Below are 14815 nucleotides of genomic sequence, written 5' to 3'. Positions count from 1 at the left end.
CTGAACGCAGAGCGTCGCGACGATGAGTTATAACTCAATCCTCAAACAAAATCGGGCATTGCTCCGCACCTTCCAGCTTGTATAACTCCTCGATCACCTGCGGTCTTGCATTGCGCAGAACCAGCACTCGCCCCTGCTGCCCCAGCCGCCTGGCCTCCTGATGAAGCATCTCCACGCCCGAATAATCGATGAAGTTGATCTGCTGCGCATCGATCACCACACGCTGGCCTTCGGTGCGCTGCAGGCGGGTTTGCAGGTAGTGGCTGGCGCCGAAAAAGATCGAACCACCCACTCGCAGAACCTCCTCATCACCCTCGCGCCATTGCTGCACGCGGGGTTGTGAGGTGCGTTTGAGGTAAAAGAACAGCGAGGCCAGCACGCCCGCATAGATCGCGGTTTGCAGCTCCAGCAACAGCGTGGCCAGACAGGTCAGCGCCATCACGAAAAACTCCGCGCGGCTGACGCGGAACAGCGCACGAATGCCACGCCGATCCACTAGCCCCCAACAGATCAGCAGGATCGAGGCCGCCATGGCCGGAATCGGAATGTGCGAGATCAACGAGGCTCCGGCGACCGCGAACAGCGCCACCCACAGCGCGGAAAACACCCCGGCCACCGGCGAGCGTGCGCCGGCTTCATAATTCAGCGCGGCGCGGGTGAACGAACCCGCAGACAGGTAGCCGGAAAACAGCGAGCCGACCATATTCGACAGCCCTTGAGCGCGAACTTCCTGATTGGCATTGAACATCTGCTGCGAGCGTGCCGACAGCGAGCGGGCAATCGACAAGCTGTTGACCAGCCCGAGCATGCCCACAGCTACGGCCGTCGGCAGCAGTCTGAGGATCAACTCGAGGTCCAGCGACAGCGGGCTGAACGGCGGCAAATGCCCGACGAAGGCGCTGACCACCCGCACTTGACCGAACATCGCCGGCCACAGCCAGACCAGCAGGCTGCTCAATACCAGCGCGATCAGCAGGGTCGGCCAGCGTGGCACCAGAGCCTTGAGGCCGATGCCCAGCATCAGCGTCAGCAATCCAAGTATCAGCGACGGCATATCGACTTCACCGCAATGCTCAAGCACGGCGTTCAGGCTGTTGAGGGCTGTGGTCTGACTCGGCAGATCAAGGCCCAGCAGATTGGGCATCTGCCCGAGGGCAATCACGATGGCCGCGCCCAGGGTGAAACCGAGCACCACCGAATGTGAAACGAAATTCACCAGCGCGCCGAAACGCATCATGCCGAGCGCTAACTGGAAGACCCCGGCAATGAACGTCAGTAGCAGGATCAACATGATGTAGTCCTGACTGGCCGGGACGGCAAGCGGACTGACACTGGCATACAACACGATGGAAATCGCCGCAGTCGGCCCGCAGATCAAGTGCCAGGACGAGCCCCACAGGCAGGCGATGATGACCGGAACGATGGCGGCGTACAGGCCGTATTCTGGCGGCAAGCCGGCGATCAGTGCGTATGCGATGGATTGCGGCAGCGCCAGAATCGCCCCACTCAAACCCACCAGCGCATCCCGCCCGACGCTGGCGCGAGTCTGACGCGGCAGCCAGGCGAGAAAGGGCAGGAATTTATGCAGATTGAGCCAGCGCATCGGTCCCTCATATTGGATGGATCACTGCATCGCCACGTCAGACCGTTCCTGCCCGGAGCCGCGAGCGAAGGCTAGTTCATGGCGTAGCATTTCGAGGTGGCGACGTTTGTGTCTGACCCGGTTCCAGCACCTCTGAGCATGCAGATAACATAGTGTTTCTTGTTCTTGAGGGTCACTACCGGACCAATGTCTGCCACGTACGAAGAAACGACCGTTGCTCCTGCATTGAGCATCTCCTCCATCGAGACATTGACGGCCTCTAGCTTGGTCGGATATTCCAGCGCGTTACCAGGCACTTTGGCGCTGGTTTCTGGTGGCCAGCTAGCCGCAGAGGAAAAGGATGCGCTCAGAATCAGGGCCAGCGAGAGGGGTATAAGTGACTTTTTCATACTGTTCTCCAGTTTTTGGCGGATAGGCCGTACGGCCACCTAGTGGTTTGCCCCCCTCCGTTGGTTCCCAGGTGTCTTCCAGAATGACGCTTCGAGGTGCCAATATTGCTGAAAACCGGCGTGGTGGGAACCCCCGACGCCGGGTCAATACTTAATGTCGAGGCCTACAACTTCGCTTTCACTGCCGCCAGTCCATCCTTGCCATCAACCGTCTTTACGCCCTCAAGCCACGTGTCCAGCACCGCCGGGTTGGCCTTGATCCAGGCTTTGGCGGCTGCGCTGTTGCTGACCTTCTTGTTGGTCACCTCGGCCATGATGCTGTTTTCCATGTCCAGGGTGAAGCTCAGGTTGGTCAACAGCTTGCCGACGTTCGGGCAGGCTTGCGCATAACCCTTGCGGGTCAGGGTGAAGACCGAGCCGGTGTCGCCAAAGTATTTCTCGCCGCCCTTGAGGTAGTGCATGCCTTTGATCTGCACGTTCATCGGGTGCGGCGTCCAGCCGAGAAAGACCACAAACGCCTTCTTCTTCACGTTGCGATTGACCTCGGCGAGCATGGCCTGTTCGCTGGATTCAACCAGCTTCCACTGGCCCAGATCAAACTCGTTCTTCTTGATGATCTCCTGCAACGACAGGTTAGCCGGTGCGCCGGAACCGATGCCGTAGATCTTCTTGTCGAACTTGTCGGCAAATTTGCTCAGATCGGCAAAGTCATGCACACCTGCGTCCCAGACGTAATCCGGTACGGCCAGGGTGAACTCGGTGCCTTCCAGATTTTTGGCCAGTTGCGTCACGTCACCCGTGGCCACGAACTTGTCGTAAAAGCCCTGCTGCGCCGGCATCCAGTTACCCAGAAACACATCCAGCTTGCCGTCTTTCAAACCGCCGTAGGCAATCGGCACCGCCAGCGTATCGACCTTGGGCTTGTAGCCCAGCCCTTCCAGCACCACGCCGGTGATGGCGTTGGTGGCGGCGATGTCACTCCAGCCTGGATCGGCCATTTTTACGGTGCTGCAACTGGCATCGTCTGCCTGCACTGCAAAGCTGCCGAGCGTCATGACCGCGACCGCAACGACTGTGGATAGCTTCTTCATCGATGTACCCCTTTTTGATTATTGGTGTGGGCAGGGTCAAGGTTGCGGAAAACGTGCCTTGCGCTCCAGATCGTCCAGATCGATGTGGTTGCGCATGTACTGCTGACTGGCGTCGACCAGTGGCTGGTGATCCCAACTCTTCAGCTTGCCGGTTGCCAGCGATTTGGCGACAAAGCGCCTTCTGCGCTGGCTGGCGAGCACCTGTTGGTGTATCGCCGGGATGTCCCACTTGGCCCGAGCTTCGGCCAGAAAGTCATTGAACAGCTTTTCATGGGCTGGCGACTGGCTCAGGTCTTTCTGCTCTTTCGGGTCTTTCTTCACATCGAACAGCAGGCATGGGTCCTGTTCCGAATAGATGAATTTGTAAGCGCCGCGACGAATCATCATCAACGGGCTGGTCGTGCCCTCAGCCATGTATTCGCCAAATACCTCATCGTGCCCGCCTTTGCGTTTCAGGTGCGGCATCAGCGAACGCCCGTCCAGTGGCAACCCGGCGTCCAGTGTGCCCTTGGCCATCTCGACAAAAGTCGGCAACAGGTCGGCGGTCGATACCGAAGCACTGACCCGGCCCGGCTTGAACTGCCCCGGCGCGTACACCACCAGCGGCACGCGGGCGGCCATTTCGAACCAGTGCATTTTGTACCAGAGGCCCTTCTCGCCCAGCATGTCGCCGTGATCGCCAGAGAACACCACGATGGTGTCTTCGGCCAGCCCGACTTCATCCAGCGTCTGCATCAGCTTGCCAACGTTAAGGTCAATGTAGCTGCACGCGCCGAAGTAGGCGCGGCGCGCATCACGAATTTTATGGGTCGGCATCGGCTTGTCCCACAGGTCGTAGACCTTGAGCAGCCGTTGCGAATGCGGGTCCAGCGCGGCCTGATTGGCGTGCGGCGTCGGCATCGGGATTTCGTCGTTGCTGTACAGGTCCCAGAACGGAAGCGGGATGGTGTACGGGTCGTGAGGGTGGGTCATGGAAACGGTCAGGCAGAACGGCGCATCACCGTCCTGACGCACATAGTCATAAAGGTATTGCTGAGACTTGAACAGCACCTCTTCATCGAAATCCAGCTGGTTGGTACGAATGCACGGGCCAGCCTGCAACACCGATGACATGTTGTGATACCAGCTCGGGCGCACATCCGGCTCATCCCAATTGACCGACCAGCCGTAGTCGGCCGGGTAAATATCGCTGGTCAGACGTTCTTCGTACCCGTGCAACTGATCCGGGCCGCAAAAATGCATCTTGCCCGCGAGCGCGGTCTTGTAGCCCAGCGCGCGCAAATAATGCGCATAGGTCGGGATGTCCGCCGGAAAGTCGGCCGCGTTGTCATACGCCCCGATCTTGCTCGGCAACTGGCCGCTGACCAGCGTAAAACGCGACGGCGCACACAGCGGGCTGTTGCAATAGGCCGAGTCGAACACCACGCCGCCGGCAGCAAGGCGGCTCAGGTTCGGCATCAGGACCGGGGACGGGGCGTAGAACGGCAACATTGGCGCGGCCATTTGATCGGCCATGATGAACAGAATATTTTTGCGCTTCATGTAATCGCTGCATCCCATTGTGAAAAGTTATGCGAAAGTGCTGGGCATGAGGATGGAGTCCTCTTGTTTGATGGTAAAGCCCATGCGCAGCAATACCTAGGATAAGCACCGCTTATGTTTGAAGCTTTTCGCGACATGTCCCTCGACCTGCTGCGTGCTTTTGAAGTCGAGGCCCGGCTGCGCAGCTTTACTGCCGCGGCCATCGAGCTGGGCACTACTCAGCCTGCCGTCAGCCAGCAGATCAAGCGCCTTGAAGAACAACTGGCCACCCGCCTGTTTGACCGCATCTATCGCGGCATCGAGCTTACCGAAGCGGGTGAAATATTGTTCAGCCATGTGCAGGCTGGCTTGCAGTCCATCGACAGCGGGCTGACAGCGATCACCGAGCAGCACCAGCATGAGGTGCTGCAAGTGGCGACAGACTTCGCTTTCGCCGCTTATTGGCTGATGCCACGCCTGCACCGCTTCCACAAGGTCAACCCCGACGTTGACGTCAGCCTGGTGACCAGCGAGCGTACCTACAGTATGTTACGCGCCGATATCGACGTCGCCGTGCTGTTCGGCGACGGGCGCTTCAAACAGGGCGAAAGCCGCTGGTTGTTCAGCGAAGAAGTCTTTCCGGTGTGCAGTCCGCAACTGATCGCCGGGCGCCAGACGCCTCTGCCCAACGACGCACTGCGCGACTTCCCGCTGCTGCACCTGCGTGGCGAAAGCATCAACAACTGGTTCGACTGGGCTGGCGTATTCCGCGCCCTCGACATCCCCCAAGCGCCCGCGCCCGGCCAGTTACGCTTCGACAACTACACCCTGCTGATCCAGGCCGCCATCGGCGGACAAGGCATCGCCATCGGCTGGAAACACCTGGTCGACGACCTCCTCGACCAAGGCCTGCTCTGCCGCCCCATCGCCGGCGCCGCAATCTCCGGGTACGGCTATTACGTGGTTTTGCCCCAGCGTAAACGGCGGGTGCAGATTGTTCAGCAGTTCATGGACTGGCTGGCGAACGAGCAGGCGTTGAGCGGGGTTTCGTTGGCGGGCAGGCCGTTGCCTTCGATTGCTGTTTGAGGGGGGGCTCATTCATAGGCCGAATGTAGAACGTGTCAGCAGCGACTATCGGTTGGAGCGGAACATTCCTACAGAGCTTACGGAAGTAGGCGTATGTGCTTTTTGATCGCATCGGCATACAAATATTAATACGAGTTCGGGTTGCAAATCCTGTATTAGGCACGCGTCGTTCAACTCGGCACTGGAGTATCACAGAATGAGCGTTTTTGACTGTCTTGTTGGACGTTGTGTTACAGATGCGTGCATCGTACATGACTATATGCAAATTTATTTTGTAGGTGGTTCTATTCTGAATATCAATAACTCATATTGTATTCTTGGCTCGACAGTGAAAGGTCTACGGGGAAGAAAACTTATAAATGTTTCAGAAGACGAGTAAGAGATTGAGTGGGTGTTTGAAGGCCCCGCAAAAATTAGAGTTGATATGAGCCCGGATGGTTTTCATGGTCCGGAGGCTATCGAGCTTTTGAGGCCAGGATTCCCTCTGGTGATATGGGACTAGCGTCTCCTGGTTTGTTTTGTCCCATTCAAAAAGTGATTTTGCCATAAAATAATTTAGTATTGTGCGATGAATGTTCTTACCAATCTTGTTGGAAGTGATGTTGTAATGGCGCTTGTTATTCACGACTATTTTCAACTATTTTTTTTAAGGACATTATAGTGAGCGTCTATAATTCATACAGTATTATTGGCTCGACAATTAAGGGTCTACAAGGGAAAAAGCTTGTAAGCGTCTCAGAAGGCGAACAGGAAATTGAGTTTGTTTTCGAAGGTTTAGCAAAAGTTAGAATTGATATGAGCCCGGAGGGGTTTAATGGGCCGGAAGCTATGCAGCTTTCGAGGCCAGGATTTCCTCGGGTTATATGGAATTAGCTTCACTTGGTTTAACGAGCATGGGCTTGTATGTATACATACACGTCCTGCTTTGCTAGGGAGGCGCTGCAAAAATAGCCAACTGTCCCCACCCTTGGCACACTAAGTTCCTTCAACAGCCTCCCTCTCCGTGAGCGTTACGCGCGTGCAGAAGACCTTCTCCGAACTCGAATATACCGGCAAGAAAAAGCAGACTCGCCGAGATCGCTTCCTGGCTGACCTTGAACAGTTGGTGCCCTGGGCCCTGCTGGAGGCGCAAGTGGCGCCGTTTTATAGCAACACCGCAGGCAAGCGCGGACGCCCTGCGATAGGGGTGTCGCGCATGTTGCGCATGTACGTCGTGCAGCAGTGTTTCGGTTTCTCCGATGAAGGTTGCGAAGATGCCGTCTACGACAGCCAGGCCATCCGCGGTTTTATGGGTATCGACCTGGGTCGCGAGTCTGCACCGGATGCCACCACCTTGCTGCGTTTTCGCCGCTTGCTGGAAGTCCATCAGCTAACCCGGCTGCTGTTTGAAACGATTAACCAGCATCTGGCCAGCCGGGGGCTGCTGCTCAAGGAAGGCACTATCGTCGACGCTACTCTGATCGCCGCGCCGCCCTCGGTCAAGAACCGAGAAGGCAAGCGTGATCCTGAGATGCATCAGGCCAGGAAAGGCAATCAATGGCACTTTGGGATGAAGGCCCACATTGGTGTAGACGCCACGTCGGGGCTGGTGCACAGCGTAGTAGGGACGGCCGCTAACGTGGCGGATGTCACCCAGGTTGGCCAGTTGCTTCACGGTGACGAAACCTATGTTTCGGGTGACGCTGGATACACCGGTGCGGCCAAGCGACCGGAGCATGCTGAACGGGACGTTATCTGGTCGATTGCAGAACGGCCAAGCAGTTACAAGCAGCACGGCGAAGGCAGCGTGCTGTATCGGGTCAAGCGCAAAATTGAATATGCCAAGGCGCAACTGCGTGCCAAGGTCGAGCACCCCTTCCAGGTAATCAAGGTGCGCTTCAATCATCGCAAGGTTCGCTACCGTGGGCTGGAAAAGAATACAGCGCAGTTGTTCAGTTTGTTTGGGTTGGCCAATCTGATGCTGGCCAAGCGGTATTTACAACAGACGGCAGGATAAATCCGTCTGAAAGGCGGGACTGGCCCGCCTTTCAGCAAAATGAGGGCAGAAATCTGCTCGAGAAACGTAAAATAAGGCCGGCAGGTTGAAAAAAACCGGCTTGGAAATGGGGACGGTGCGAACGGGTTAATTGTTCAGCGTCTCCCTAGCTGTATATGGTGTAAAAAATTACGCTGCGTCTAGGGAGGCGCTGCAAAAATAGCCAACTGTCCCCACCCTTGGCACACTAAGTTCCTTCAACAGCCTCCCTCTCCGTGAGCGTTACGCGCGTGCAGAAGACCTTCTCCGAACTCGAATATACCGGCAAGAAAAAGCAGACTCGCCGAGATCGCTTCCTGGCTGACCTTGAACAGTTGGTGCCCTGGGCCCTGCTGGAGGCGCAAGTGGCGCCGTTTTATAGCAACACCGCAGGCAAGCGCGGACGCCCTGCGATAGGGGTGTCGCGCATGTTGCGCATGTACGTCGTGCAGCAGTGTTTCGGTTTCTCCGATGAAGGTTGCGAAGATGCCGTCTACGACAGCCAGGCCATCCGCGGTTTTATGGGTATCGACCTGGGTCGCGAGTCTGCACCGGATGCCACCACCTTGCTGCGTTTTCGCCGCTTGCTGGAAGTCCATCAGCTAACCCGGCTGCTGTTTGAAACGATTAACCAGCATCTGGCCAGCCGGGGGCTGCTGCTCAAGGAAGGCACTATCGTCGACGCTACTCTGATCGCCGCGCCGCCCTCGGTCAAGAACCGAGAAGGCAAGCGTGATCCTGAGATGCATCAGGCCAGGAAAGGCAATCAATGGCACTTTGGGATGAAGGCCCACATTGGTGTAGACGCCACGTCGGGGCTGGTGCACAGCGTAGTAGGGACGGCCGCTAACGTGGCGGATGTCACCCAGGTTGGCCAGTTGCTTCACGGTGACGAAACCTATGTTTCGGGTGACGCTGGATACACCGGTGCGGCCAAGCGACCGGAGCATGCTGAACGGGACGTTATCTGGTCGATTGCAGAACGGCCAAGCAGTTACAAGCAGCACGGCGAAGGCAGCGTGCTGTATCGGGTCGAGCGCAAAATTGAATATGCCAAGGCGCAACTGCGTGCCAAGGTCGAGCACCCCTTCCAGGTAATCAAGGTGCGCTTCAATCATCGCAAGGTTCGCTACCGTGGGCTGGAAAAGAATACAGCGCAGTTGTTCAGTTTGTTTGGGTTGGCCAATCTGATGCTGGCCAAGCGGTATTTACAACAGACGGCAGGATAAATCCGTCTGAAAGGCGGGACTGGCCCGCCTTTCAGCAAAATGAGGGCAGAAATCTGCTCGAGAAACGTAAAATAAGGCCGGCAGGTTGAAAAAAACCGGCTTGGAAATGGGGACGGTGCGAACGGGTTAATTGTTCAGCGTCTCCCTAGGGAGACGCTGATTTATTCTAAAACCCAGCTGTTGCCCCCAGATAAATCAAGGCCTCCAGAGCGTTGCAGGGACGAAAAATCGAATAAATCAGCGCCTCCCTAGAGGGATAGCCGGTGAAGATAAATGTTTCCCTAAGGAGACGCTGATTTATTCTAAAACCCAGCTGTTGCCCCCAGATAAATCAAGGCCTCCAGAGCCTTGCAGGGACGAAAAATCGAATAAATCAGCGGCTCCCTAAATAAATCTGGATGGATGCTAAAAACACATGGGCTTCTACAAAAGTACGGTTACGAGATAAATGTTCAGATTCATGATGAAGATTTAGAAGAATACGCAATTGAGTTTGTTGAGACGGTCTTTCATTATCTCGAAACGGGTCATAAAATTTCACCAAATGAAACCTTGGGCTATGGCTCCTGGATAACAAAAATGCAGCTTAATGATTCTCAGGAGCTGATATTTTTTGAACAAATTCCTTTGACAGATGACTATGTACTCGGTATCACGACTACGCTAAAAATGTGGGCCGAGCAGCACGCAATATGCGCAAAACTCGGCGTCGAGTATTCCGTCCCACTTCACGATCAACTGATAGTCATTTCTGATGGTGTGTTCGGGGGCGACGCCGTTGAGGGCGTTCGCTATCCGTCGCCCGAGCATATGTCTGGCTGGTGGATAACCACAGACCGGTATAACGGCGATACACAAACGCTAAAGACGGTTCACGCACACCATGTGGCGGAGCATCGTCCTGACCTTGTGAAGTTTTTAGCCTTGCCCTTTGGTTACCGGTTCCATGAGGCAAGCGTTGATGTATGGAAAGATAAAAAGCAGACGTTTGTATAGCTGCTTCGATAATTTTTCTATATGAGCAAAGGGCGGGAATGTCAGTTTTCTTGACAGCAACCGCTTTGAGCGCAAGGAGGTGTTATGAGTCTATGGGATGTTTTAGTAGAGGCTACGATTGATTCGATTCATGTATTTTCAATCGAAAAAGAAATTCGCATACACGTGACAAGCCCGTGGAAAGGCAGAAAGTGTTATCAAATAATTGCCAAAGGAGTCGATAATTTTGCCCTGAACGATATGAGGCTTCTGAATATTGTAGATCGCGTGAATTTTCTCGATGTCAGTAACGGTCAAGAAGTAGAAACTGCACATTGTTTGTTTTTCCTGATGAGAGGACGCGATCCCCAACCAGACGACTTAAACAGCGTTGACTTCTTACGGAAGCTGGATCTCGTTCGCACCGGTAAGCTTGTGTTGTTTGAGATTGAGGCTGTTTACGGTGCCGCGTGTATTTTGTTGGCAGAGAGCGTTGTTTTGGAGCCGCTCCATGCTGCGAGACTTCACACGTAAGACGGTCATGAGGCTTTCTCAACCATCATGCAGGACCTACTATCGGCACACACCCAAGAAAAAATGATCAAGGCTGGCGATACACCTGCATCCGCCAGGCCTTCAGCCGAGAAAGGAGCCTCTACCTCAATGCAAGACATCTACGGCTACCATGCCCACGTCTATTTCAACGCCCAAACCCTCGACCAGGCCCGAGCCCTGTGCGAAGCCGCGGCCGAGAAATTTGCGGTGCAGATGGGGCGGGTTCATCAGAAGCGGGTCGGGCCGCATCCGGAGTGGAGTTGTCAGTTGGCGTTCGGGCATGAGCAGTTGGCCGATATCACGCTGTGGCTGGCGTTGAATCGCGATGGGCTGGTTGTCTTTATGCATCCTCTGACCGGCGACGAGCTGCGTGACCATACCGATCATGCGATCTGGATGGGCGCGGTTCGGCCTCTGAATTTGAGCGCGCTGACTGGCTGATAGCCAGCTTTTCGGCCAATTATCTTCAGCGATTACAAGCGCATCCATCGGCGAAAAGATCGGTGTAAGATAGTCCCGCTGAAAAATGACCGACTGGTCCGTTGCAGCGCGAACTTAAACAAAATGGTCATGCATACACGTCAACATCATGAGCTGCCTGCCATGGGTGGTTTGAACTGAATGCTGAAAGACCAGACAGAGGATCATCAGAAATGCCGGATCTACTCATCGACGGTAAGACCCTTCACTACACAGACCAAGGCACCGGGCCGGTTGTTTTGCTGGGTCACAGTTATCTCTGGGACAAGGCGATGTGGAGTGCGCAGGTCGACACGCTGGCCAGTCAGTATCGGGTGATCGCGCCGGACCTCTGGGGGCACGGTGAGTCTGACGGGTTTCCGGAAGGCACCCGGAATCTGGATGATCTGGCCCGGCATGCGCTGGCGCTGCTGGATCATTTGAATATCGAGCGTTGCAGTATCGTCGGGCTGTCGGTGGGCGGTATGTGGGGTGCGATTGCGGCATTGCTCGCGCCCGAGCGGATTACCGGGCTGGTGCTGATGGACACTTATCTGGGCAAAGAGTCGGAGGCCAAGAAGGCCTATTACTTCTCGTTGCTCGACAAGCTCGAAGAGGCCGATGCTTTTCCTGCGCCGCTGCTGGACATCGTGGTGCCGATTTTCTTCCGTCCCGGCATCGATCCGCAGTCGCCGGTGTATCAGGCGTTTAGAGTCGCATTGGCGGGGATGAATGCAGAGCGCATGCGCCAGTATGTGGTGCCACTCGGGCGGATGATCTTTGGGCGGGATGACCGGCTGGGGCTGATCGAGCAACTGAATGCGGACACCACGCTGGTGATGTGCGGCGACGCGGACATCCCGAGGCCGCCTGAGGAGACGCGTGAGATGGCGAGTCTGATTGGCTGCCCTTACGTGCTGGTGCCTGAGGCCGGGCATATCGCCAATCTGGAAAATCCCGCGTTCGTATCGGGTGCGCTGATGACGTTCCTGGCGCGGGTTAATCAGAAGCAGGGTTGAGCTGGCGGATCTAAGCTAGACGCTCAAGTCACATATCTTGTGGGAGCGAGCCGGGCGACGCTCCCACAAGGGATTATGCTCAGCCTGAAAATGGCGGTTTCCTTATGCTCCAGCGTCGGAATGCTTTGAGTGACGCTCTGCGTTAGCGCTCCATCAATTCAACACACCATCCAGAATCGCGTAAACGATCCCCGAGCCCACGGCGATCAGTACGACGTCGGTGCCCAGGCGGCGCCATTCGTAGCCCTCGTAGCGTGGCAGGTATTGCAGTGAACGGCTGTCCAGACGTTTGCCGTAGCCACGTGGCAGCGGTTTGCCTTTGACGATGTGCACGCCCGGTGGCAGTGGCTGGCCACGGCCGATGACGTCGCGGTGTTGCTGAAAGGTCTGGCGTACGTCGCCAAAATCCTGCGGCGGACGGTTGCCGCCACGCTTGTCTTGATGGGCCGGTTTGCCTGGGCCGTTGCCTTTGTCATTCCCCGGGCCACGGTCATTACCGCGCTCGTTGTGCCCGCCATTATTCTGTGGGCCCTGTTGCTGGCCGCCGCGATTGTCTTCCGGGCCGTCGCCGCGCTGGTCTGGCGGTGCAGCTTGCAGCAGCGGGCTGGCGCTGATCATCAAGATGCCCAGCCCGGTGATAATACGGTTTGGCCGTTTCATGGGTGTTCCTCGGCGTTGCGCAATGCAGCAAAAAGGGGTTCATGACGCTGGTCATGAACCCCTTGTGTCTTGCTACATAGAACCGCGGCCAGCGCTTTGATTCCTCTGTATCAGAAACTTTACCCTCAGCTGACGCGCGCGTTACGCACACCTTCGGCCAATGCGGCGCACAGCGTCAACACGCCATCGATTGCCTGTTCCGGCGATTCGGCCGTCGCAATCTTGTCGACGAACGCCGAGCCCACCACCACGCCGTCAGCCAGGCGCGCAATGGCGGCTGCTTGCTCAGGTGTGCGGATACCGAAACCGACGCTGATCGGCAGGCTGGTGTGACGACGCAGGCGTGCGATGGCTTCGGTGACGTGCTCGGTGGTCGCCGAGCCAGCACCGGTCACACCGGCCACCGACACGTAATAAACGAAACCCGAGCTGCGCTCCAGCACACGCGGCAGGCGCGCATCGTCGGTGGTCGGCGTGGTCAGGCGGATGAAGTCGATGCCCGACGCCTGTGCAGGCGTCGCCAGCTCAGCGTCATGCTCGGGCGGTAGATCAACGATGATCAAACCATCGACGCCCGCTTCCTTCGCTTGCGCCACGAACGCTTCGACGCCAAAACGGTGGATCGGGTTGTAGTAACCCATCAGCACGATCGGCGTGGTCTGATCGTCGACCCGAAACTCGCTGACCATCTGCAACGTCTTCTGCAACGTCTGGCCAGCATCCAGAGCGCGCAGCGTAGCCAGCTGAATCGCCACACCGTCGGCCATCGGATCAGTGAACGGCATGCCCAGCTCAATCACATCAGCACCCGCAGCCGGCAAGCCCTTGAGGACTTTCAGCGAGGTGTCGTAGCCAGGGTCGCCAGCGGTGATGAAGGTGACCAGCGCCGCACGACCTTCGGTTTTCAGCTGGGCGAAACGTTGTTCGAGACGGCTCATACCAGCTTCTCCTGAGTTTTGTCGGCGGCTGCCATGTGGTTCATGACGGTCTGCATGTCTTTGTCGCCGCGCCCGGACAGGCATACGACCATCAAGTGATCGTCGCGCAGGTTGGTCGCGCGCTTCATGGCTTCGGCCAGTGCGTGAGCGGTTTCCAGAGCCGGAATGATGCCTTCGAGCAAGCAGCACTGATGGAAGGCGTCCAGCGCTTCTTCGTCGGTGATGCTGACGTATTCGACGCGCTTCACTTCGTGCAGGAAGGCGTGCTCCGGGCCGATGCCTGGGTAGTCCAGACCGGCAGAGATCGAGTGCGCATCGGTGATCTGCCCGTCGCCATCTTGCAGCAGGTAAGTGCGGTTACCGTGCAGCACACCCGGTACGCCGCCGTTCAGGCTGGCCGCGTGCTTGTCGGTATTCACGCCATGACCGCCCGCTTCGACGCCGATGATTTCTACGCTGGCGTCATCGAGGAACGGATGGAACAGGCCCATCGCATTGGAGCCGCCACCGACGCAGGCGATCAGGCTGTCCGGCAGGCGGCCTTCCTTCTCCTGCATCTGCTCTTTGGTTTCCTTGCCGATGATGGCCTGGAAATCACGCACCATCGCCGGATACGGGTGTGGGCCGGCCACGGTGCCGATCAGGTAGAAGGTGTCATCGACGTTGGTCACCCAGTCGCGCAGGGCTTCGTTCATCGCGTCTTTCAGGGTGCCGGTGCCGGAAGTGACCGGCACGATCTCGGCGCCCAGCAGCTTCATGCGGAACACGTTGGCCTGTTGGCGTTCGATGTCGGTCGCGCCCATGTAGATCACGCAAGGCAGACCGAAACGCGCCGCAACGGTGGCAGTGGCAACGCCGTGCATGCCCGCGCCGGTTTCCGCGATCAGGCGTTTTTTGCCCATGCGTTTGGCCAGCAGCACCTGGCCGATGCAGTTGTTGATCTTGTGCGCGCCGGTGTGGTTGAGCTCTTCACGCTTGAAGTAGATTTTCGCGCCGCCACAGAACTCGGTCAGGCGCTCGGCGAAGTACAGCGGATTTGGACGGCCGATGTAATCACGCTGGAAATAGGCCATTTCCTTGATGAACTCAGGATCGGCCTTGGCCGCTTCGTATTCGCGGTTGAGGTCTAGCACCAGCGGCATCAGGGTTTCAGCTACGTAGCGGCCGCCGAATGAGCCGAACAGGCCGTTGGCGTCGGGGCCGCTGCGCAAGTTTGTCTGAGTCATGAAGTGCTCCAGTTGCAGTATTGGGCGAATTGAGTGAGCCGGATCGGCAA

14 protein-coding genes and 1 pseudogene are annotated in these 14815 nt (G+C 56.9%); 8 read left to right on the top strand and 7 right to left on the bottom strand.

The genetic code is table 11. The features are described 5' to 3' along the window. Positions 1 to 34: 34 nt before the first annotated feature. The 4 genes from BLT55_RS21825 to betC form a co-directional block, all read right to left on the bottom strand. Positions 35 to 1603 (bottom strand): SulP family inorganic anion transporter, encoded by a 1569-nt coding sequence (locus BLT55_RS21825; RefSeq protein ID WP_055000196.1) that lies wholly within the window; start codon positions 1601 to 1603, stop codon positions 35 to 37. A 71-nt stretch (positions 1604 to 1674) separates the two neighbouring features. Further along, positions 1675 to 1992 carry a hypothetical protein gene (locus tag BLT55_RS21820; protein WP_055000195.1) on the bottom strand — a complete coding sequence of 106 codons (318 nt, stop codon included), beginning with the start codon at positions 1990 to 1992 and terminating at the stop codon, positions 1675 to 1677. Positions 1993 to 2156: 164 nt separating this feature from the next. Continuing rightward, complete coding sequence (locus BLT55_RS21815) at positions 2157 to 3083, bottom strand: choline ABC transporter substrate-binding protein (RefSeq protein ID WP_055000194.1); 927 nt, start codon at positions 3081 to 3083, stop codon at positions 2157 to 2159. A 36-nt stretch (positions 3084 to 3119) separates the two neighbouring features. After that, positions 3120 to 4625, bottom strand: a complete 1506-nt coding sequence (gene betC, locus BLT55_RS21810; protein WP_055000193.1) for a choline-sulfatase — start codon at positions 4623 to 4625, stop codon at positions 3120 to 3122. Positions 4626 to 4739: 114 nt separating this feature from the next. Between betC and BLT55_RS21805 the strand changes: the two genes are divergently transcribed. From BLT55_RS21805 to BLT55_RS21765, 8 genes and pseudogenes are all read left to right on the top strand, one after another. Then, positions 4740 to 5690, top strand: coding sequence for a choline sulfate utilization transcriptional regulator (locus tag BLT55_RS21805; protein ID WP_055000192.1), 951 nt, complete (start codon positions 4740 to 4742; stop codon positions 5688 to 5690). A gap of 196 nt (positions 5691 to 5886) precedes the next feature. After that, positions 5887 to 6192: pseudogene (locus tag BLT55_RS34875) on the top strand (hypothetical protein). A 516-nt stretch (positions 6193 to 6708) separates the two neighbouring features. Beyond that, a complete protein-coding gene (locus BLT55_RS21790; protein WP_007247761.1) occupies positions 6709 to 7686 on the top strand; it encodes an IS5 family transposase in 978 nt (325 codons plus the stop codon). Between the two features lie 269 nt (positions 7687 to 7955). Beyond that, the gene (locus BLT55_RS21785) at positions 7956 to 8933 is read left to right on the top strand and encodes an IS5 family transposase (RefSeq protein ID WP_074800885.1); all 978 of its coding nucleotides are present in this window, start codon (positions 7956 to 7958) and stop codon (positions 8931 to 8933) included. 402 nt (positions 8934 to 9335) lie between these two features. Continuing rightward, positions 9336 to 9929 (top strand): immunity protein Imm33 domain-containing protein, encoded by a 594-nt coding sequence (locus BLT55_RS21780; RefSeq protein WP_054999321.1) that lies wholly within the window; start codon positions 9336 to 9338, stop codon positions 9927 to 9929. An 84-nt stretch (positions 9930 to 10013) separates the two neighbouring features. Beyond that, positions 10014 to 10442 carry a hypothetical protein gene (locus BLT55_RS21775; RefSeq protein ID WP_054999322.1) on the top strand — a complete coding sequence of 143 codons (429 nt, stop codon included), beginning with the start codon at positions 10014 to 10016 and terminating at the stop codon, positions 10440 to 10442. Positions 10443 to 10571: 129 nt separating this feature from the next. After that, complete coding sequence (locus tag BLT55_RS21770) at positions 10572 to 10904, top strand: DOPA 4,5-dioxygenase family protein (RefSeq protein ID WP_054999323.1); 333 nt, start codon at positions 10572 to 10574, stop codon at positions 10902 to 10904. 212 nt (positions 10905 to 11116) lie between these two features. Beyond that, positions 11117 to 11941, top strand: coding sequence for an alpha/beta fold hydrolase (locus BLT55_RS21765; RefSeq protein WP_054999324.1), 825 nt, complete (start codon positions 11117 to 11119; stop codon positions 11939 to 11941). A 153-nt stretch (positions 11942 to 12094) separates the two neighbouring features. Here the strand turns inward: BLT55_RS21765 and BLT55_RS21760 are convergent, their stop codons facing one another. The 3 genes from BLT55_RS21760 to trpB form a co-directional block, all read right to left on the bottom strand. Continuing rightward, a complete protein-coding gene (locus BLT55_RS21760) occupies positions 12095 to 12601 on the bottom strand; it encodes an anti-virulence regulator CigR family protein (RefSeq protein WP_054999325.1) in 507 nt (168 codons plus the stop codon). A gap of 125 nt (positions 12602 to 12726) precedes the next feature. Further along, the gene (gene trpA / locus BLT55_RS21755) at positions 12727 to 13539 is read right to left on the bottom strand and encodes a tryptophan synthase subunit alpha (protein WP_054999326.1); all 813 of its coding nucleotides are present in this window, start codon (positions 13537 to 13539) and stop codon (positions 12727 to 12729) included. After that, the gene (gene trpB / locus BLT55_RS21750) at positions 13536 to 14765 is read right to left on the bottom strand and encodes a tryptophan synthase subunit beta (protein ID WP_007248368.1); all 1230 of its coding nucleotides are present in this window, start codon (positions 14763 to 14765) and stop codon (positions 13536 to 13538) included. Before trpB ends, trpA begins: the two co-directional genes overlap by 4 nt. Between the last annotated feature and the right edge of the window lie 50 nt (positions 14766 to 14815).

Source organism: Pseudomonas cannabina (genome assembly GCF_900100365.1).
GTDB classification, from domain to species: Bacteria; Pseudomonadota; Gammaproteobacteria; order Pseudomonadales; family Pseudomonadaceae; genus Aquipseudomonas; species Aquipseudomonas cannabina.
The sequence above is the reverse complement of the archived record's forward strand: the minus strand, read 5'-3'. Positions and strand labels throughout refer to the sequence as shown.

What these genes read in the sequence shown, in the direction of transcription:
- BLT55_RS21770 (WP_054999323.1), top strand. Translation starts at nt 10,572, where the DNA reads ATGCAAGACATCTACGGCTACCATGCCCACGTCTATTTCAACGCCCAA.
- betC (WP_055000193.1), bottom strand. Translation starts at nt 4,625, where the DNA reads ATGAAGCGCAAAAATATTCTGTTCATCATGGCCGATCAAATGGCCGCG.
- BLT55_RS21805 (WP_055000192.1), top strand. Translation starts at nt 4,740, where the DNA reads ATGTTTGAAGCTTTTCGCGACATGTCCCTCGACCTGCTGCGTGCTTTT.
- BLT55_RS21765 (WP_054999324.1), top strand. Translation starts at nt 11,117, where the DNA reads ATGCCGGATCTACTCATCGACGGTAAGACCCTTCACTACACAGACCAA.
- BLT55_RS21815 (WP_055000194.1), bottom strand. Translation starts at nt 3,083, where the DNA reads ATGAAGAAGCTATCCACAGTCGTTGCGGTCGCGGTCATGACGCTCGGC.
- BLT55_RS21780 (WP_054999321.1), top strand. Translation starts at nt 9,336, where the DNA reads ATGCTAAAAACACATGGGCTTCTACAAAAGTACGGTTACGAGATAAAT.
- BLT55_RS21775 (WP_054999322.1), top strand. Translation starts at nt 10,014, where the DNA reads ATGAGTCTATGGGATGTTTTAGTAGAGGCTACGATTGATTCGATTCAT.
- BLT55_RS21825 (WP_055000196.1), bottom strand. Translation starts at nt 1,603, where the DNA reads ATGCGCTGGCTCAATCTGCATAAATTCCTGCCCTTTCTCGCCTGGCTG.
- BLT55_RS21760 (WP_054999325.1), bottom strand. Translation starts at nt 12,601, where the DNA reads ATGAAACGGCCAAACCGTATTATCACCGGGCTGGGCATCTTGATGATC.
- trpB (WP_007248368.1), bottom strand. Translation starts at nt 14,765, where the DNA reads ATGACTCAGACAAACTTGCGCAGCGGCCCCGACGCCAACGGCCTGTTC.
- BLT55_RS21820 (WP_055000195.1), bottom strand. Translation starts at nt 1,992, where the DNA reads ATGAAAAAGTCACTTATACCCCTCTCGCTGGCCCTGATTCTGAGCGCA.
- trpA (WP_054999326.1), bottom strand. Translation starts at nt 13,539, where the DNA reads ATGAGCCGTCTCGAACAACGTTTCGCCCAGCTGAAAACCGAAGGTCGT.